The 19,082-nt window shown below is 48.5% G+C and carries 18 protein-coding genes; 17 read left to right on the forward strand and 1 reads right to left on the reverse strand.

From position 1 onward, the window contains the following. Nucleotides 1–20: 20 nt before the first annotated feature. The 12 genes from coaBC (at nt 21) to spoVM (ending at nt 12,680) form a co-directional block, all read left to right on the forward strand. On the forward strand, nt 21–1,241 hold the full coding sequence (gene coaBC / locus NYE50_RS08775) for a bifunctional phosphopantothenoylcysteine decarboxylase/phosphopantothenate--cysteine ligase CoaBC (protein ID WP_003154345.1): 1,221 nt from the start codon (nt 21–23) through the stop codon (nt 1,239–1,241). After that, complete coding sequence (gene priA, locus NYE50_RS08780; RefSeq protein WP_159354149.1) at nt 1,238–3,649, forward strand: primosomal protein N'; 2,412 nt, start codon at nt 1,238–1,240, stop codon at nt 3,647–3,649. The genes coaBC and priA overlap by 4 nt, the downstream gene beginning before the upstream one ends. Before the next feature lie 24 nt (nt 3,650–3,673). Next, entirely contained in the window at nt 3,674–4,156 is a 483-nt protein-coding gene (gene def / locus NYE50_RS08785) for a peptide deformylase (protein WP_014417743.1), read from the forward strand. Between the two features lie 4 nt (nt 4,157–4,160). Beyond that, nucleotides 4,161–5,114 carry a methionyl-tRNA formyltransferase gene (gene fmt, locus NYE50_RS08790; protein WP_106067968.1) on the forward strand — a complete coding sequence of 318 codons (954 nt, stop codon included), beginning with the start codon at nt 4,161–4,163 and terminating at the stop codon, nt 5,112–5,114. Beyond that, complete coding sequence (gene rsmB / locus NYE50_RS08795; RefSeq protein ID WP_159354150.1) at nt 5,101–6,444, forward strand: 16S rRNA (cytosine(967)-C(5))-methyltransferase RsmB; 1,344 nt, start codon at nt 5,101–5,103, stop codon at nt 6,442–6,444. The genes fmt and rsmB overlap by 14 nt, the downstream gene beginning before the upstream one ends. A 3-nt stretch (nt 6,445–6,447) precedes the next feature. Then, nucleotides 6,448–7,539: a 23S rRNA (adenine(2503)-C(2))-methyltransferase RlmN gene (rlmN, locus tag NYE50_RS08800; RefSeq protein WP_014417746.1), complete on the forward strand. Its 1,092-nt coding sequence runs from the start codon at nt 6,448–6,450 to the stop codon at nt 7,537–7,539. Between the two features lie 5 nt (nt 7,540–7,544). Then, nucleotides 7,545–8,306 carry a Stp1/IreP family PP2C-type Ser/Thr phosphatase gene (locus tag NYE50_RS08805; protein ID WP_115940794.1) on the forward strand — a complete coding sequence of 254 codons (762 nt, stop codon included), beginning with the start codon at nt 7,545–7,547 and terminating at the stop codon, nt 8,304–8,306. Continuing rightward, nucleotides 8,300–10,243 carry a Stk1 family PASTA domain-containing Ser/Thr kinase gene (pknB, locus tag NYE50_RS08810; RefSeq protein ID WP_159354151.1) on the forward strand — a complete coding sequence of 648 codons (1,944 nt, stop codon included), beginning with the start codon at nt 8,300–8,302 and terminating at the stop codon, nt 10,241–10,243. The genes NYE50_RS08805 and pknB overlap by 7 nt, the downstream gene beginning before the upstream one ends. 14 nt (nt 10,244–10,257) lie before the next feature. Beyond that, entirely contained in the window at nt 10,258–11,148 is an 891-nt protein-coding gene (rsgA, locus tag NYE50_RS08815) for a ribosome small subunit-dependent GTPase A (protein WP_159354152.1), read from the forward strand. 1 nt (nt 11,149) lies between these two features. After that, entirely contained in the window at nt 11,150–11,800 is a 651-nt protein-coding gene (gene rpe, locus NYE50_RS08820; RefSeq protein WP_159354153.1) for a ribulose-phosphate 3-epimerase, read from the forward strand. Between the two features lie 68 nt (nt 11,801–11,868). Continuing rightward, on the forward strand, nt 11,869–12,513 hold the full coding sequence (locus NYE50_RS08825; protein ID WP_003154330.1) for a thiamine diphosphokinase: 645 nt from the start codon (nt 11,869–11,871) through the stop codon (nt 12,511–12,513). 86 nt (nt 12,514–12,599) lie between these two features. Then, nucleotides 12,600–12,680, forward strand: coding sequence for a stage V sporulation protein SpoVM (gene spoVM, locus NYE50_RS08830; protein WP_003154329.1), 81 nt, complete (start codon nt 12,600–12,602; stop codon nt 12,678–12,680). 77 nt (nt 12,681–12,757) lie between these two features. Here spoVM and rpmB read toward each other — a convergent pair whose 3' ends face one another. Then, nucleotides 12,758–12,946: a 50S ribosomal protein L28 gene (rpmB, locus tag NYE50_RS08835; protein ID WP_003154328.1), complete on the reverse strand. Its 189-nt coding sequence runs from the start codon at nt 12,944–12,946 to the stop codon at nt 12,758–12,760. A 258-nt stretch (nt 12,947–13,204) separates the two neighbouring features. On the opposite strand from rpmB, the gene NYE50_RS08840 reads away from it, so the two are divergent. The 5 genes from NYE50_RS08840 to recG all read left to right on the forward strand — a co-directional run bounded on the left by NYE50_RS08840 (nt 13,205) and on the right by recG (nt 19,004). Next, nucleotides 13,205–13,567, forward strand: a complete 363-nt coding sequence (locus NYE50_RS08840; RefSeq protein WP_003154327.1) for an Asp23/Gls24 family envelope stress response protein — start codon at nt 13,205–13,207, stop codon at nt 13,565–13,567. Between the two features lie 15 nt (nt 13,568–13,582). Then, nucleotides 13,583–15,250, forward strand: a complete 1,668-nt coding sequence (locus tag NYE50_RS08845) for a DAK2 domain-containing protein (protein WP_156735057.1) — start codon at nt 13,583–13,585, stop codon at nt 15,248–15,250. Between the two features lie 142 nt (nt 15,251–15,392). Next, nucleotides 15,393–16,055 (forward strand): L-serine ammonia-lyase, iron-sulfur-dependent subunit beta, encoded by a 663-nt coding sequence (sdaAB, locus tag NYE50_RS08850; protein WP_159354154.1) that lies wholly within the window; start codon nt 15,393–15,395, stop codon nt 16,053–16,055. 20 nt (nt 16,056–16,075) lie between these two features. Continuing rightward, nucleotides 16,076–16,978 carry an L-serine ammonia-lyase, iron-sulfur-dependent, subunit alpha gene (gene sdaAA / locus NYE50_RS08855; RefSeq protein WP_003154324.1) on the forward strand — a complete coding sequence of 301 codons (903 nt, stop codon included), beginning with the start codon at nt 16,076–16,078 and terminating at the stop codon, nt 16,976–16,978. After that, on the forward strand, nt 16,956–19,004 hold the full coding sequence (gene recG / locus NYE50_RS08860; protein WP_031378747.1) for an ATP-dependent DNA helicase RecG: 2,049 nt from the start codon (nt 16,956–16,958) through the stop codon (nt 19,002–19,004). The genes sdaAA and recG overlap by 23 nt, the downstream gene beginning before the upstream one ends. The last annotated feature ends 78 nt before the right edge of the window (nt 19,005–19,082 follow it).

The raw sequence follows: 19,082 nt of genomic DNA on the forward strand, positions 1-19,082 counted from the left end.
CATAAAGGGGAGAAGACTTCATGAAAAACCGAAACATTTTGCTATGCGTAAGCGGAGGAATTGCCGTTTATAAAGCTTCCGCACTCACGAGCAAGCTGGTTCAGGCCGGCGCAAACGTCAAAGTGATTATGACTGAGTCCGCGCGTGAGTTTGTTTCTCCGCTGACATTTCAGGCGCTGAGCCGGAATGAAGTATATACAGATACATTTAATGAACAAAATCCGAAGGTGATTTCTCATATTGATGCCGCTGACTGGGCGGATTTAATTATTGTCGCGCCCGCTACGGCAAATATCATCGGCAAGCTTGCCAACGGAATTGCTGACGATATGCTCACAACGACGGTGCTGGCGGCTGAGGCCCCGGTCTGGGTGGCGCCTGCGATGAATGTCCATATGTATGATCATCCGGCGGTGAAACGGAACATCTCTGTGCTTTATCAGGACGGGGTCCGCTTTATCGAGCCGAGTGAAGGCTATTTGGCATGCGGATATGTCGGCAAAGGAAGGCTGGAGGAGCCGGAGCTTATTGTTGAGCGTGTCAGAGAGCATTTTAAGGAGCCTGAAGACGATGCGCCGCTGAAAGGAAAACATATTGTCATTACGGCCGGCCCGACGCGCGAAGCCGTGGACCCTGTCCGCTTCTTCACAAATAAATCCACCGGCAAAATGGGCTACGCCGCTGCTGAAGCCGCTGTCCGTCTCGGGGCGCGGGTGACGCTGATTTCAGGCCCGGTGTCAATAGAGCCGCCAGTCGGGCTGTATCAGTTTCTTCCTGTGCAATCGGCAGCCGATATGAGAGAAGCCGTGCTTTCTGTGTTTGATTCATGCGACATGGTGATTAAGACGGCGGCCGTGGCCGATTTTACGCCGGCGGCTGTTTCTGATCACAAAATGAAGAAGAAAGACGGTTCGCTCGTGATCGAATTCAACCGTACGGCAGACATACTGAAAGAACTCGGCGAACGGAAAACACACCAGCTGCTGGTCGGATTTGCGGCTGAAACGCAAGACGTCGAACGCTATGCGCGCAGAAAACTCGAACAGAAAAACCTTGATATGATCGTTGCGAATGATGTGAAAGCAGAAGGGGCCGGATTTGGCACGGATACGAATGTCGTCACCTTCTATTTCCGGGACGGAAGAAAACGGGAGCTTGCGCTTATGTCTAAACTTGACGTTTCCTTTGAAATGCTGAAGGAAATGACCGCTTTGAAAGCCGAGGACCGAAAACCCGTATGAATGTAGCAGAAGTCATTGTCGATGTCAGCTCCAAAAACATTGACAGACCCTTTGATTACAAAATTCCCGATCATTTAAAAGGGATGATCGAAGTCGGCATGCGGGTGATTGTCCCGTTTGGCCCGCGCAAGCTTCAAGGATTTGTGACCGGTTTGAAAGATTCGTCTGAATTAAACGGCGGCTCAATGAAGGAAGTCGAGAAGCTTCTTGATTTGACGCCCGTTCTGACTGAGGAACTGATGCAGCTGTCTTCATGGCTTTCTGACAAAACGCTGTCGTTTAAAATCACGGCGCTTCAGGCAATGCTGCCCGCCGCACTGAAGGCGAAATACGAGAAAGAGCTGAAAGTCGTTGACGAAGAAGCGCTGACACCGGACATCAAACAGCTTTTCAGGAATCAAAAAAGTCTTCTGTACTCGGATATTACCGATGAAAGCATTCTTTCGTCACTTCAAAAATTCGTGCGCAAAGGAAGCATTGATGTCACATATAAAGTCGCCCAAAAAACGAATAAAAAAATGATCCGCATGATCGAAGCGGGGGCGGACAAAGAAGAACTCGCCCGGCACGCAGATGCATTGACAAAGCAGGCTTCTAAACAGCTCGCCGTGCTTACTTATTTTATCGGCGGGGGAGCAAAGATTTCCGCGGCCGAGCTTTGCAAAAAGACCGATTCCAGTTCCGCGACGCTGAAAACGCTTCTTAAAAAGGGGCTTCTTACGGAAAGCTTTGAGGAGGTTTACCGCGATCCTTATCAGGACAGAATGTTCAAAAAAACAGAGCCGCTCTCTCTTACAGAAGAGCAGCGGGCCGCTTTTGAGCCGATTAAACAAGCTGTAGCCGACCATGTCCATCACGTTTTTCTGCTTCACGGCGTCACGGGAAGCGGCAAGACGGAAATTTACCTGCAATCCATTGAAAAAGTGCTGGCAAAAGGACAAGAAGCCATCGTGCTCGTTCCGGAAATCTCGTTGACACCGCAAATGGTCAACCGTTTTAAAGGCCGCTTCGGCTCACAGGTTGCGGTCATGCACAGCGGATTATCCACAGGTGAAAAATACGATGAATGGCGGAAGATTCAGCGCAAGGAAGTCCGGCTTGTCGTCGGAGCCAGATCGGCCATCTTTGCCCCGTTTGAAAATCTCGGCATGATCATTATTGATGAAGAGCACGAATCTTCCTATAAGCAGGAGGAAATGCCGCGGTATCATGCAAAGGACGTAGCCATCCGCCGGGCCGAGCATCACAGCTGTCCGGTCGTCCTCGGGAGCGCCACGCCAACATTAGAGTCATTTGCGCGGGCGAAAAAAGGCGTTTATGAGCTGCTTCCGTTAAAACATCGCGTAAATCGCCAGCTCATGCCTGACGTTTCTCTCGTTGATATGAGAGAAGAACTGAGAAACGGCAACAGATCAATGTTTTCAAGAGAGCTGATGGAACAGCTGGAAGAGAAGCTTGCAAAAAAAGAGCAGGCCGTCCTTTTTCTGAATAAACGGGGGTATTCTTCGTTTGTGATGTGCAGGGACTGCGGTTATGTGCCGCAATGTCCGCATTGCGACATTTCAATGACTTATCACCGCTACGGACAAAGGCTGAAATGCCATTACTGCGGCCATGAGGAACATGTCCCGGGAACATGCCCGGAATGCGGCAGCGAACATATCCGCTTTTTCGGCACGGGCACGCAGCGTGTGGAGGAGGAGCTTACCAAAGTGCTGCCTCAGGCGCGCGTGATCAGGATGGATGTGGACACGACTTCAAGAAAAGGCGCCCATGAAAAACTGTTGTCAGCGTTCGGTGAAGGGAAGGCGGATATCCTGCTCGGTACGCAAATGATCGCAAAAGGGCTTGATTTTCCGAACGTGACGCTCGTCGGAGTATTAAGTGCAGATACGACGCTTCACATCCCTGATTTCAGGGCCGCGGAGAAGACATTCCAGCTGCTGACGCAGGTAAGCGGACGGGCCGGGCGGCATGAAAAGCCGGGAACGGTGGTCATTCAAACGTATACACCGTCTCATTACAGCATTCAGCTGACGAAAACGCACGACTATGAAACTTTTTTTCAGCAGGAAATGGCGCACAGACGGGCCCAGTCATACCCGCCTTATTATTACGTGGCGCTGGTGACCGTTTCTCATGAAGAAGCGGCAAAAGCCGCGGTCACCGCAGAAAAGATTACAAACTATTTAAGAGCGGGATGCGGGCCTGATACGAAAATTCTCGGGCCGGCGGCTTCCCCGATCGCCAGGATCAAAGATAGATATCGCTATCAATGCGTGATAAAATACAGACAGGAAAACGAGTTGCAGATTCAGTTGAAAAAGATACTGGAGCACTATAAACGCGACATTGCGCAAAAGCATGTAATGATTTCAATCGATATGAATCCGTACATGCTGATGTAACATTAGTTTTTGGAGGGCAAAATTTTGGCTGTGAAAAAAATCGTCACACACCCGGCGGAGGTTCTGGAAACACCTGCCGAAGAAGTGACAGTGTTTGATAAAAAATTAAAAAAACTGCTTGATGATATGTACGATACGATGCTCGAAATGGATGGCGTCGGCCTCGCCGCGCCGCAAATCGGCATTTTAAAAAGAGCGGCCGTCGTGGACATCGGTGAAGAAAGCGGCCGGATCGACCTTGTAAATCCGGTTATTCTTGAAAAGAGCGGTGAACAGACCGGAGTCGAGGGCTGCTTAAGCTTTCCCGGGGTTTACGGCGATGTCACCCGCCCGGATTACGTAAAGGTAAAAGCCTATGACCGTAAAGGAAAACCGTTTATTTTAGAAGCGGAGGGTTTTTTGGCCAGAGCCGTTCAGCATGAAATGGATCATTTAGACGGCATTTTATTCACATCAAAAATTACGGCTTACTACACTGAAGAAGAACTGGCAGAAATGGAAGGATGATTGGATGACAAGGATCGTTTTTATGGGAACGCCCGACTTTTCAGTTCCCGTCCTGCGCACGCTTATTGAAGACGGATATGAAGTGGTTGGTGTCGTTACGCAGCCTGACCGCCCGAAAGGCAGAAAAAAAATCATGACGCCCCCTCCTGTAAAGGCTGAAGCTGAACGTCACGGCATTCCCGTGCTTCAGCCCGAAAAAGTAAGGCTCGAAGAAGAAATAGAAAAAGTGCTCAGCCTGAAGCCGGACCTGATTGTTACGGCGGCATTCGGACAGATCCTCCCCAAGCAGCTGTTGGACGGCCCGAAATACGGCTGTATCAACGTACACGCGTCACTATTGCCTGAATTAAGAGGCGGAGCGCCGATACATTATTCGATTCTCCAAGGCAAGAAGAAAACGGGCGTGACGATCATGTATATGGTTGAAAAGCTTGATGCGGGCGATATGATTTCTAAAATCGAAGTGGAAATTGATGAAACGGATAACGTCGGCACGCTTCACGACAAATTAAGCATAGCGGGGGCAAAGCTTTTGTCAGAGACCGTTCCGAACGTCATTTCCGGGAATATTAAACCGATCAAACAGGACGAATCAAAAGCGACTTACGCGCCTAACATTAAGCGTGAGCAGGAGCTGATTGATTGGGCAAAGCCCGGAGAAGAGATTTACAACCAGATCAGAGGTTTAAACCCTTGGCCTGTCGCCTATACAACTTTGAACGGTCAAAATATTAAAGTATGGGCTTCTGAAAAAGTTGCGGCAAAAACTGAAGCTGCGCCCGGAACAGTCATCCGCACGGAGCAAAACGGCATTGTCGTCGCATCAGGAAACAGCACAGCCCTTTTAATCACTGAGCTGCAGCCGGCGGGAAAAAAACGGATGAAGGGCGAAGATTTTGTAAGAGGCAAAAATGTGCAGCCCGGTGACGTGTTAGGAGAAGCAAATGAAGAAAATTAATGTCCGGGAGCTCGCCCTTGAAGCGCTTGAGAAGCTTGAGCAAAATCAGGCATACAGCAACCTGCTTCTTACATCGGTTATCAAAACGAACACGCTCAGCGATCAGGACAGAGGGCTGCTGACAGAGCTTGTCTACGGAACGCTGCAAAATAAAATCGCCTTAGACTTTATGCTGAAGCCTTTTATCCGCAAGCCGAATAAGGTGAAGCCGTGGGTGATTCAGCTGCTTCGTCTGTCCGCGTATCAAATGGAGTATTTAGAAAAAATTCCGGATCGCGCCGCCATCCATGAAGCGGTTGAAATCGCCAAAAAACGCGGGCATAAGGGCATTGCGTCCTTTGTCAACGGCATCCTCCGCTCCCTGCAGCGTGAGGGGGCGCCGTCATTCGCTGAAATTGAAGACCCGGTTCTCCGTCTTTCTACAGAGACAAGCCATCCCGAATGGCTCGTAAAAGAGTGGGTCGAGGCGTACGGCTTTGAGGCGGCTGAAAAGATCTGCCGGATTCATCTCATTCCGCCGAAGCAGACGCTCCGTGTCAATCACATAAAGAGCGACAGGGAAACGGTGCTGAATGAGATGGAGAATGCCGGTCTGGAAGCAGAAGCCGGAGACCTTTCTCCTGATGCGATTAAGCTTTTAAAAGGAAGCATCGCGAACACGGCATTTTTCCAAAACGGCCGGGTATCCATACAGGATGAAAGCTCAATGCTTGTCGCGCGGGCGCTGGACCCGAAGCCGGGCGAAACCGTTTTAGACGCATGCGCCGCACCGGGCGGAAAGTCGGCTCACATTGCGGAACTGATGGAGAACGAGGGGAGCCTCACATCGCTTGATCTTCACCGCCATAAAGTGAAGCTGATTAAAGAGGGCGCAGAACGGCTCGGACTTACGATCATCGACGCACAAACGATGGATGCGCGAAAAGCGGGAGAGGCCTTTGGCGCAGAACGGTTTGACCGTATTCTCGTTGATGCCCCTTGCTCAGGTTTCGGCGTCATCAGAAGAAAACCCGATATGAAATATACGAAGACGCCGGAGGACAGCAGACGGCTGTCAGAAATCCAGCTCGGCATTTTAAGGGAAATCGCCCCATTAGTAAAAAAAGGTGCCACACTCGTATACAGTACGTGTACAATGGACCGGACAGAAAATGAAGAAGTTATGCATGCGTTTATACAAGAACACCCTGAGTTTGAACCCGATTTGTCTCTTGAAAAGCGGCTGCCTGAAAAGGCGAGACCCTTTGTTCAGGATGGAAGCCTTCAAATTCTTCCGCATTATTTCGGAACAGACGGTTTCTTTATTAGCAGCATGAGAAAGAAGGGATAAAAAATGACACAATTAAAAAAGACAAGCGTACGGAAAGAGCTGCGGACTGAGCAGCCGTCCATTTACTCTTTTGAATTAGATGAAATCAAACAATGGCTGACTGAGAATGGCGAAAAGCCGTTCCGCGCGGCACAGATTTTTGAATGGCTCTATGAAAAGCGGGTTTCTTCATTTGATGAAATGACAAACCTCTCAAAAAGCCTGCGTGAAAAACTCGAGAGCCATTTTGTGCTGACAACGCTGAAAACGGCTGTAAAACAGACATCTCAAGACGGCACGATGAAATTTTTATTTGAGCTTCATGACGGTTATACGATCGAAACGGTTTTAATGAGACACGAGTATGGTAATTCTGTATGTGTAACGACACAGGTCGGCTGCCGGATCGGCTGCACATTTTGCGCGTCAACGCTCGGCGGACTGAAACGGAATCTTGAAGCGGGAGAAATCGTCGCTCAAGTCGTGAAAGTGCAAAAGGCGCTTGATGAAACGGATGAACGCGTCAGCTCAGTCGTGATCATGGGAATCGGAGAGCCGTTTGATAATTTCAATGAAATGCTCGCTTTCTTGAAAATCATTAACCACGATAAAGGGCTGAACATCGGAGCGCGTCATATCACAGTTTCCACCAGCGGAATCATTCCGAAGATTTACGATTTCGCCGATCAAAAAATGCAGATCAATTTCGCGATTTCTCTGCATGCTCCGAATACGGAAATCAGAAGCCGTCTGATGCCGATTAACAAAGCCTATAAGCTTCCTGACCTTATGGAGGCCGTCAAATATTACATCGAGAAAACAGGCAGACGGATCAGCTTTGAATACGGGTTGTTCGGCGGCGTAAATGATCAGGTCGAACATGCAGAAGAGCTTGCAGAACTGTTAAAAGACGTGAAATGCCATGTCAATTTAATTCCGGTAAACTATGTGCCTGAACGGGATTACGTCCGCACACCGAGAGATCAGATTTTCGCATTCGAAAAAACGTTAAAATCCCGCGGTGTAAATGTCACGATCAGAAGAGAGCAAGGCCATGACATTGACGCGGCCTGCGGTCAGCTTCGCGCGAAGGAGCGTCAAGACGAGACGAGGTGAAGAGGTTGATTACAGCCTTGAAAACAGATACAGGTAAAGTCCGCCGGCATAATGAAGATGCGGCGGGCATTTTCACAAAAGAAGACGCGGTGCTTGCGGTTGTCGCCGACGGCATGGGCGGTCATCTTGCCGGAGATGTAGCGAGCAGGATGGCGGTTGCGGCGATGGAGGAGCAGTGGAACCGGACCGAAACGGTTCCTTCTCTGCCGTCTGCTTGCGAGGATTGGCTGAAAGACCGGATTCATGAGGCGAATGTCAAAGTACATGACCACGCTAAAGCGAATGAAGAATGCCGGGGAATGGGCACCACCGTTGTTTGCGCCTTATTTACCGGGAAGTTTGTCACTGTGGCTCATATCGGTGACAGCCGATGCTACCTGCTTCAAGAGGGGGAATTCACTCAGCTGACTGAAGACCATTCGCTTGTGAATGAGCTGGTCAAGACGGGGGAAATTTCGAAAGAGGACGCCGAGCACCATCCGCGGAAAAATGTATTGACGAGAGCGCTGGGGACAGATGAAACCATCAGTTCCGACGCCCGTTCTTTTGAACTGTCTGACGGCGATCAGCTGCTTTTATGCTCTGACGGACTGTCAAATAAAATAGAAGATCACGAGATCAAACAAATGCTTCAAGCCGAATCTGATCCTCAGGAAAAAGTAGACCTTCTCATCAGCAAAGCGAATCAAAACGGCGGCGAAGATAACATCACGGCTGTGTTGATTGAGTTTTCCGCAGATGCAAAAGAGGGTGAAGACAAGTGCTAACCGGCAAGCGGATCAGCGGGCGTTATCATATCCTCCGGCCCATTGGCGGCGGCGGAATGGCAAACGTTTTTTTAGCTGAGGACATCATTCTCGAACGTGAAGTCGCAATTAAAATTCTGCGGTTTGACTTTGTGAATGACATTGATTTTATCAGGCGTTTCAGAAGAGAAGCACAGTCGGCATCAAGCCTCGATCATCCGAATATCGTCAGTATTTACGATATCGGGGAGGAAGGCGATATTTATTACATTGTCATGGAATATGTGGAAGGCATGACATTAAAGGAATACATAACCGCACACGGGCCGCTTCATCCGAAAGAAGCGCTGTCCGTTATGGAGCAGATCGTCTCGGCCATCGCCCATGCCCATCAAAACCATATCGTGCACCGGGATATTAAACCGCACAATATATTGATAGATCATTTAGGGCATATCAAGGTGACGGATTTCGGCATCGCCACAGCGCTTACGTCTACGACAATCACACATACGAATTCTATGCTGGGCTCGGTTCATTATTTGTCTCCGGAGCAGGCGAGAGGCGGTCTTGCAACGAAAAAATCAGATATTTACGCGCTCGGCATCGTGCTGTTTGAGCTTTTAACAGGTAAAATTCCTTTTGACGGAGAATCAGCCGTCAGCATAGCGCTAAAGCATCTGCAAACAGAAACGCCTTCCGCCAGAAAGTGGAACCCTTCCATTCCGCAGAGCGTCGAAAACATTATTTTAAAGGCAACCGCCAAAGACCCGTTTCACCGCTATGAAAGCGCCGAGGACATGGAAGCGGACATCAGAACGGCTTTTGACGCCGGCAGGCTGAATGAACAAAAATTTTCCGTTCAGGATGATGAGGAAATGACAAAAGCCATTCCCGTTATTACTGACGGCGCAAAAGCCGCGCCTCAGGCGGAAACGCCGGGGGAGACGGACGATAAGGAACAGCAGCCCGCCAAAAAGAAAAAACGGAAATGGCCGTGGGTTTTGCTGTCCGTCTGTTTCATTTTCATTATGGCGGCTGTTCTTGCGGTCACCGTGTTCCCGTCTTTGTTTATGCCTAAAGATGTAAGCGTCCCCGACGTACGGGGCATGAAGTACGAAAAAGCGGAAGCACTGCTTGAAAAGAACGGGCTCCGGGCGGATCCTGATATAACGGACATTGAAGATGACAAAATAGAAGAGGAATTAATGGTCAAAACGGACCCAAAAGCGGGGTCTACCGTTAAAGAAGGCTCTTCTGTAAAACTGTACAAAAGCATCGGAAAACCGAAAACCCAGCTGATCGACGTGAAAGGGCGGCAGATCGGCGACGCAAAAAAAGCGCTGAAGGAAAAAGGCTTCAAACATGTCAATGTCAAAGAAGAGAACGATGACAGCGAGGCCGGCACCGTAATTGATCAGGACCCGTCAGCCGGCACCGACATGGTCGCAAGCGACGATGAAGTCAATCTAACGGTCAGCCTCGGCCCGGCGGACGTTACGCTGAGGGACTTAAAGACTTACAGCAAGGAAGCGGCTTCAGGGTATCTTGAAGATAACGGCCTGCAGCTTGTTGAAAAACAAGCCCATTCAGATGACGTGCCAAAAGGACAAGTCATGAAACAAGAGCCGTCAGCCGGCACTGCGGTTAAGCCGGGAAGTAATGTTGAAGTGACGTTCTCGCTCGGACCTGAAGAAAAACCGGCGAAAACGGTAAAAGAAAAAATCAGCATTCCTTACGAACCTGAACATGAAGGGGACGAGCTTGAAGTGCAAATCGCCATCGATGATAAGGACCACAGCATCTCTGATACGTATGACTCATTTAAAATAAAAGAGCCGACTGAAAAAACAATTGAACTGAAGATTGATCAGGGACAGAAGGGGTATTATCAAGTGATGGTCGATCATAAAGTCGTCAGCTACAAAACGATTGAATACCCGAAAGATAATGACTGACAAGGAGGGACCCTATGCCTGAGGGCAAAATTATAAAAGCGTTAAGCGGATTCTATTACATCTTGGATGAATCACAGGATAAGATCATTCAATGCAGGGGCCGGGGCATTTTCAGAAAAAATAAAATAACGCCCCTGGTCGGCGATTATGCCGTTTATCAGGCTGAAAATGATAAAGAAGGCTACCTGCTGGAAATCAAAGAACGAACAAATGAGCTGATCAGGCCGCCGATTTCAAATGTCGATCAGGCCGTTCTCGTCTTTTCTGCCGTTCAGCCGGCGTTCAGCACGTCTTTATTGGACCGTTTTCTCGTCCTTGTGGAAGCCAACGGCATTCACCCGATCATCTGCATAACCAAAATGGACTTAGCTGCAGACGGGGAATCGAAAGAGGCGATACTTTCTTACGTGAAAGACTATCAGGCGATCGGTTATGACGTATATGTGACGTCATCAAAAGAAAACAGCGGCTTAACAGGCATTGTGAAACACTTCGAGAACAAAACGACGGTGTTTGCCGGTCAGTCCGGAGTCGGAAAATCTTCGCTTTTAAATGCGATCAGCCCGGAGCTTGAGCTGAAAACAAACGAGATTTCCGCGCATTTGGGACGCGGAAAACATACGACGCGCCATGTGGAGCTCATTCATACATCAGGCGGTCTGGTTGCGGATACTCCGGGGTTCAGTTCGCTTGAATTTACCGGCATTGAGGAAGAAGAGCTGGGCAGCACGTTCCCTGAGATCAGAGAAATAAGCGCCTCCTGCAAATTCAGAGGCTGTCTGCATCTTAAGGAGCCAAAATGCGCGGTAAAGCAAGCGGTGGAAGAAGGAGAGATTCAGCCGTACCGCTATGAGCATTACAAAGAATTTATGCAGGAAATAAAAGAGAGAAAGCCGAGGTATTAATATGATTAAGGTTGCGCCGTCAATTCTTTCCGCCGATTTTGCTTCACTGGGCGAGGAAATTAAAGACGTGGAAAAAGGAGGGGCGGACTATATCCATATTGATGTCATGGATGGCCATTTCGTCCCTAACATTACAATCGGGCCGCTTATCGTTGAAGCCGTCCGTCCGGTGACTGATCTGCCGCTGGATGTCCATCTTATGATTGAAAACCCGGACCGCTACATCCCGGCATTCGCAAAAGCCGGTGCGGACATCCTTTCCGTTCACGCTGAAGCGTGTCCGCATCTTCACCGGACCATTCAATTGATAAAAGAGCAAGGGGTAAAAGCGGGAGTTGTGCTTAATCCGCATACGCCCGTCCACATGATTGAACATGTGATCGAGGAGCTTGATCTTGTGCTGTTAATGACGGTTAACCCCGGTTTTGGCGGACAGCGCTTCATTCATTCGGTTCTGCCGAAAATCCGTCAGGTCAAACAGCTGGCTGAGGAGAAAGGCCTGTCTGATCTTTTAATCGAGGTGGACGGAGGCGTTAATAAAGAAACAGCCCCTTTATGCGCTGAAGCGGGCGCCAATCTGCTTGTTGCCGGGTCTGCCGTATATAATCAGCCGGATCGGAAAAAAGCCATCGCTGACATCCGAAACGCGTAATAAACATGCTGAAAAAGAGCCCGGTGAAAGCCGCCGGCTCTTTTCGCGTCTAAGAGAGAGGATAGCATATGAAGACAATCAATATCGTTGCGGGCGGCCCGCGGGAGCTTATTCCCGATCTATCCGAATACACAGACGGAGATACGACGTGGGTCGGAGTTGATAAAGGGACGGTTGCTCTTTTGGAGGCCGGAATCATTCCGCAGGAAGCTTTCGGTGATTTTGACAGCATTACGGAAGAGGAGCTCATGCAGATTCAAAAAGCGGCGCCGGCCCTCCATGTGTATCAGGCGGAAAAAGATTATACCGATCTTGAACTCGCCCTTGACTGGGCTTTACAAAAAGAACCGGAAAATATTCGGGTATTCGGTGTGACGGGCGGAAGAGCTGATCACTTTTTAGGGAACATCCAGCTGCTGTATAAAGCCTTACATAAGCATACCGATGTCAAGCTGATCGACCGGCAGAATGACATTCAGATGTTCGGGCCCGGCCGTTATACAATTGAAGAAAAAGCGCGCAGACGCTATATTTCTTTCATTCCGTTTACGGAAGCGGCAGACGGCCTGACACTCGACGGTTTTAAATATCCCCTTGATAATTGTCATATTCCTCTGGGTTCCACACTATGTATTAGTAACGAACTCATTCATTCACGAGGTACTTTTTCGTTTGCAAAAGGCATATTAATAATGGTAAGGAGCGCGGATTAGAAAAGCGGCTTCTGCCATATGCGGAAAAAACCATGAATCCTAAAGTGATGAACGCAGCGGATACGGGACTTATAGGAGGGGACAAAATGAAATTTTATACCATTAAATTGCCGAAGTTTTTAGGAGGAATTGTCCGGGCGATGCTGGGCTCATTTAGAAAAGAGTAAGCCCAAGAAGCTGAAATTGCCCTCTTTGAACGCATAAAAAACGCCTGCCGCATAAAAGGGCAGGCGTTCATTTTTGCTTATACACGCTCAACTTTACCGGATTTTAAAGCCCGGGCAGATACATACACTTTTTTAGGTTTGCCGTCAACGAGGATGCGGACCTTTTGAAGGTTGGCGCCCCAAGTACGCTTAGAAGCGTTCATTGCGTGAGAACGGTTGTTTCCGGCTTTTGTTTTTTTACCTGTAATAAAACATTTACGTGCCATTTGTTTCCCTCCTAACTGCGCGAAACATCTTTTTAAACATAGTGTCTCAGATGCTTTCGTTATACAATACTTTAAATAATTTACCACAGCTAAAAACCGTTTGCAACTATTGTTTCCCTTACTTTCAAGAAAAATCACTTGACATGTAAAACCAATCACATTTCCGCGCTGAAGGCCGCTGTCTGTATCTTTTCTTTTCATAATGGGATACATATAGTAGAATAATGATAACTCTATGCACCTGAAGGAGGAACCTGTGTGTCCATTGAAATGAAGACAAAATACGGACAGATTGATATATCCAACGAAGTCATCGCAATGGTTGCCGGAGGCGCTGCCATTGACTGTTACGGAATAGTGGGGATGGCCTCAAAAAACCAGATTAAAGACGGTTTGTCTGAAATCCTCCGGAGAGAGAACTTCGCAAAAGGCGTACATGTCCGTCAGGAAGCCGAACAAATACATATCGACATGTACATTATTGTCAGCTACGGCACTAAAATATCCGAAGTAGCCCACAATGTTCAGACGAAGGTAAAATACACAGTAAATCAAACAATCGGACTTGCAGTTGATTCTGTAAATATTTATGTCCAAGGCGTACGAGTAACGAACCCGTAGTGAGGAGGATGAGTATTGTCTAGACGAAACTTAGATGGGAGAGCTTTTGCGGCAATGATTCTGGCGGGGGCTGAGACATTGTCTCAAAATGCATCCGCGGTGGATGCGCTGAACGTGTTTCCCGTGCCTGACGGCGATACCGGAACAAATATGAATTTATCGATGTCATCCGGTGCAAGAGAGGTAGAGCACATTGACTCACCCGACATCGGCAAAGTCGGCATCGCCCTGTCAAAAGGCCTGCTTATGGGGGCGAGAGGAAACTCAGGGGTGATCTTGTCCCAATTGTTCAGAGGTTTCACAAAGAGCATTGAAAACAAAAACCAAATAGACGCCCAAGAATTTGCCGCAGCACTCCAAGCGGGAGTGGATATGGCATATAAGGCAGTCATGAAACCGGTTGAAGGAACGATTTTAACCGTGGCCAAGGATGCGGCTAAAAAAGCGGTCGCCTCGGCTAAAGAAGAAACCGATATCATTGCTCTCATGGAGGCCGTTATTGAAGAAGCGGAAGCGTCGCTCAACCGCACGCCGGATCTGCTTCCTGTTTTAAAGGACGTCGGTGTCGTTGACAGCGGCGGAAAAGGTCTGCTTTGTGTATATGAAGGCTTTTTGGCTGCTTTAAAAGGAGAGGCCGTACCGAAAAAAGCGGTTCTTCCGGCACTCGATGATATGGTGAATGCCGAGCATCATAAAAGCGCGCAGAGCATGCTGAGTACAGAAGACATTGAATTCGGATTTTGTACGGAAGTGATGGTGAGGCTGGATCAAGATAAACGGACGTTCAAGGAAGAGGCGTTCAGAAACGAACTGAGCCGTTTCGGCGATTCATTGCTGGTCGTGGCTGATGATACGCTGGCGAAAGTTCATATTCATGCCGAAGAACCAGGGAACGTACTCAATCTCGCACAGCGTTACGGCGATTTGATTAAAATTAAAATTGAAAACATGAGGGAACAGCATACTTCAATCATCAGCCAAGAACATGATGAAAAAAAGCCGGCCGGCGTTATGAAAGAAGCCCGTAAGCCTTTTGGCATCGTGACTGTGGCAATGGGAGAGGGCATTTCTGAATTGTTTACGAGCATCGGCGCTTCACACGTAATCGAAGGCGGCCAGACAATGAATCCGAGCACGGAAGATATTGTTGAAGCCGTTCAATCTGTCAATGCGGAGACGGTTTTCATTCTTCCGAACAATTCCAATATTGTGATGGCTGCCAATCAGGCGGCGAGCGTGGCTGAAGAAAATGTCATTGTCATTCCGGCAAAAACGGTCCCTCAAGGCATGACCGCTCTGCTTGCGTTTAACCCTGACCAGCCGGCTGATGTAAATGAAGCCAATATGCTTGAGGCCATCCGGAATGTGAAAAGCGGACAGGTGACATATTCAGTCAGAGACACCCATATTGACGGCAAAGATATTAAAAAAGGTGATTTTATCGGTATTTTAAACAGTTCAATTATCGGCAGCGCCGAAGATCGGATAAGTGCGGCGAAATTGCTGCTGGATGAAATGATCGGGGAAGAAGATGAAATCGTCACCATCCTGTACGGAGAGGACGCGCCGGAAGAAGAAGCTGAGAAACTCGCTGAGTATATTGCTAGCGTCTGTGAAGATATCGAGGTTGAAATCCATAACGGCAGACAGCCTCTGTATCCATATATATTTGCGGCAGAATAGAAGGGCTTATCAGGCCCTTCTATTCTTATGCCTTTATTTACCTGCGGCAGTGCGGCAGTGTGCCTGCTTGCCAATTGAGAAATGTTCAATTAGTCTAAAGAAAAGCGCTGAATGAAGTGATGTTAAGGAGGAGCAAACCAGCATGAAGTATAGAAGCGTTTTTGATATTATCGGCCCGGTCATGATCGGTCCGTCCAGTTCACATACCGCAGGCGCCGCCCGGATCGGCAGAGTGGCCAGAAGCTTATTCAGGCGGGAGCCCCGCCGGATCGTTGTGTCTTTTTACGGATCATTTGCAGAAACGTATAAGGGTCACTGCACTGATGTCGCGATTATCGGCGGCCTGCTTGATTTTGATACATTTGATGAACGGATTAAAACAGCGATTCAAATTGCGGAAGAGAAGGGCATATATGTAGAGTTCCGTACAGAGGATGCCGTGCCCGTTCATCCGAATACGGCGCGTATCGTCATTTCTGATGATGAGGGAGAGCTTGCCCTTACCGGTATTTCCATCGGCGGCGGAAAAATAGAAATCACGGAGCTTAACGGCTTTGAGCTGCGACTTTCCGGAAACCACCCGGCTATTTTAGTCGTTCATAATGATAAATTCGGCACGATTGCAGGCGTTGCCAATGTGCTTGCGAAATTCTCCATCAACGTCGGACATATGGAAGTGGCGCGTAAGGACGTCGGCCAGCTTGCGCTGATGACGATTGAGGTCGATCAGAATATTGAAGAAGAAGTGCTTGACGAACTTTCAACACTTCCTAATATTATACAGGTTACTAAGATAGCTGACTAAAAAGTCAGGAGGAAAATGACATGTTTCGTAATGTAAAAGAATTAATAGAAATCACTCAAGAAAAACAAATTCCGATTTCGGAAGTGATGATCACCCAAGAGATGGAAGTGACGCAAAAAACACGGGAAGAAATCTTTCAAGGAATGGAGCGCAATCTCTCCGTCATGGAAGCAGCTGTTGAAAAAGGGCTGAAGGGCGTCACGAGTCAGACCGGTTTAACAGGCGGAGATGCCGTGAAACTTCAGGCATACATCCAATCGGGAAGAAGCCTGTCGGGCAATCTGATTTTAGACGCCGTTTCTAAAGCTGTGGCGACAAATGAAGTCAATGCGGCGATGGGAACGATCTGCGCTACACCGACCGCCGGCTCTGCCGGGGTTGTGCCGGGAACGTTATTCGCCGTAAAGCATAAGCTGAACCCTACGACAGAACAAATGATCCGTTTTCTGTTTACAGCCGGCGCGTTCGGTTTTGTCGTAGCAAATAATGCGAGTATTTCAGGAGCGGCAGGAGGCTGTCAGGCGGAAGTCGGGTCAGCATCAGGCATGGCAGCGGCCGCGATTGTGGAAATGGCGGGCGGAACGCCTCAGCAATCAGCGGAAGCAATGGCGATTACACTGAAAAATATGCTCGGTCTCGTATGTGACCCGGTCGCCGGATTGGTAGAAGTGCCGTGTGTCAAACGAAACGCAATGGGAGCATCCAACGCGATGATCGCGGCGGATATGGCGCTGGCCGGGATTACAAGCCGCATTCCTTGCGATGAGGTGATTGACGCGATGTACAAAATCGGCCAGACGATGCCGACAGCACTGCGTGAAACGGGACAAGGCGGTTTAGCTGCGACACCGACGGGAAGAGAATTAGAGAAAAAAATTTTCGGAGGAGCGCTGAAATCAAGTGACACACCATCAGCAAACTAGTATAGCGGAAATTAAGGGCATTGGGCCGGAAACAGAAAAAACATTGCACGAACTTGGTATCTATGACATTTCTGATCTTCTGAATTATTTCCCTTACCGTTATGACGACTATGAGCTGAGGGATTTAGAAGAAGTAAAACATGAAGAAAGAGTGACGGTAGAAGGGAAGGTTCATTCAGAACCTTCTCTTACCTATTACGGCAAAAAACGAAACAGGCTGACATTCAGGGTGCTTGTCGGCAATTATTTAATTACCGCGGTCTGCTTTAACCGTCCCTACTTAAAAAAGAAACTGACGTTAGGTTCTGTCGTCACGATATCCGGGAAATGGGATAAACACAGACAGACCGTTTCCGTGCAGGAATTAAAAAACGGTCCTCATCAAGAAGATAAAAGCATTGAGCCTGTTTATTCCGTTAAAGAAAACGTCACCGTAAAAATGATGAGACGGTTTATTAAGGAAGCGCTGCAGCATCATTTGGACAGTGCGGCCGATCCGCTTCCTGAAAAATTGAGAATCCGCTATAAGCTGCCTGATTACAAACATGCCCTGCAGACGATGCATCAGCCTGAAACGAGGGAATCGTTACAGCAGGCAAGACGCCGGTTTGTTTATGAGGAATTCTTATTATTTCAGCTGAAAATGCAGGCGTTCCGTAAAGCGGAAAGGGAACAGTCAAAAGGCATCAGCCATGTGTTTCCTGCTGAAAAGCTCACCGCTTTCACAGACAGCCTGCCGTTTTCACTCACGACCGCACAGACGCGCGTGCTTCGGGAAATTACCGCTGATATGACATCCCCTTACCGAATGAACCGTCTGCTGCAAGGTGATGTCGGTTCAGGAAAAACAGCCGTCGCCGCCATCGCTTTGTACGCTGCGATTCTGTCGGGGTATCAGGGGGCATTAATGGTGCCGACTGAAATTCTGGCCGAACAGCATGCCGACTCTCTCGTGTCGTTGTTTGCAAATGAAGATGTAAATATCGCGCTTTTGACGAGTTCTGTAAAAGGAAAGCGGCGCAGGGAGCTGTTGGAGAGGCTTGCTCTCGGAGAGATTGATATTTTAGTAGGGACCCATGCTTTAATCCAGGATGAAGTGGAATTCAAAGCGCTGAGTCTTGTTATTACGGACGAGCAGCACCGGTTCGGGGTCGAACAGCGCAAAAAACTCAAGAATAAAGGTCAGGATCCGGATGTGCTGTTTATGACAGCCACCCCGATACCGAGAACGTTGGCCATTACCGTCTTCGGAGAAATGGATGTTTCCGTGATAGATGAAATGCCCGCGGGGCGAAAACAAATCGAAACGTATTGGGTGAAACACGACATGCTGGAGCGGATTTTGGCTTTTATAGAAAAAGAGCTGAAGCAGGGAAGGCAAGCCTATATTATCTGCCCGCTCATTGAAGAGTCGGATAAACTGGATGTACAGAATGCGATTGACGTATATAACATGCTGTCTGACGTTTACCGCGGTAAATGGAATGTCGGCCTGATGCACGGGAAGCTCCATTCTGATGAAAAAGATCAGGTGATGAGAGAATTCAGCGCCAATCAATGTCAGGTACTTGTGTCAACAACCGTCGTAGAAGTCGGGGTGAACGTGCCGAATGCGACGATTATGGTCATCTATGACGCCGACCGTTTCGGATTATCTCAGCTCCATCAGCTCCGCGGCCGGGTCGGGCGGGGAGACCACCAATCTTTCTGCATCTTGATGGCCGATCCGAAATCCGAAACCGGGAAGGAACGGATGAGAATCATGTCAGAGACAAACGACGGCTTCGAGCTGTCTGAAAAGGACCTTGAACTGCGTGGCCCCGGTGATTTCTTCGGAAAAAAACAGAGCGGTATGCCCGAGTTCAAGGTAGCGGATATGGTTCATGACTACAGAGCTTTGGAAACGGCCCGCCAGGATGCGGCCAACCTGGTGTCTTCAGAGGCTTTTTGGAAAGATGACGAATACCGCATGCTGCGCGGTCAATTACTTTCAAGCGGCGTCTTAGAAGGGGAGAAATTAAGCTGATTCTGTAAAATTCGGCGGCTTTCAAAAAACAATCATTGCATTCCAATCTATGAGATTATATACTACTATTAGTACCTA

Origin of the sequence: Bacillus sp. EU55 (genome assembly GCF_038005925.1) — a bacterium.
GTDB classification, from domain to species: Bacteria; Bacillota; Bacilli; order Bacillales; family Bacillaceae; genus Bacillus; species Bacillus velezensis.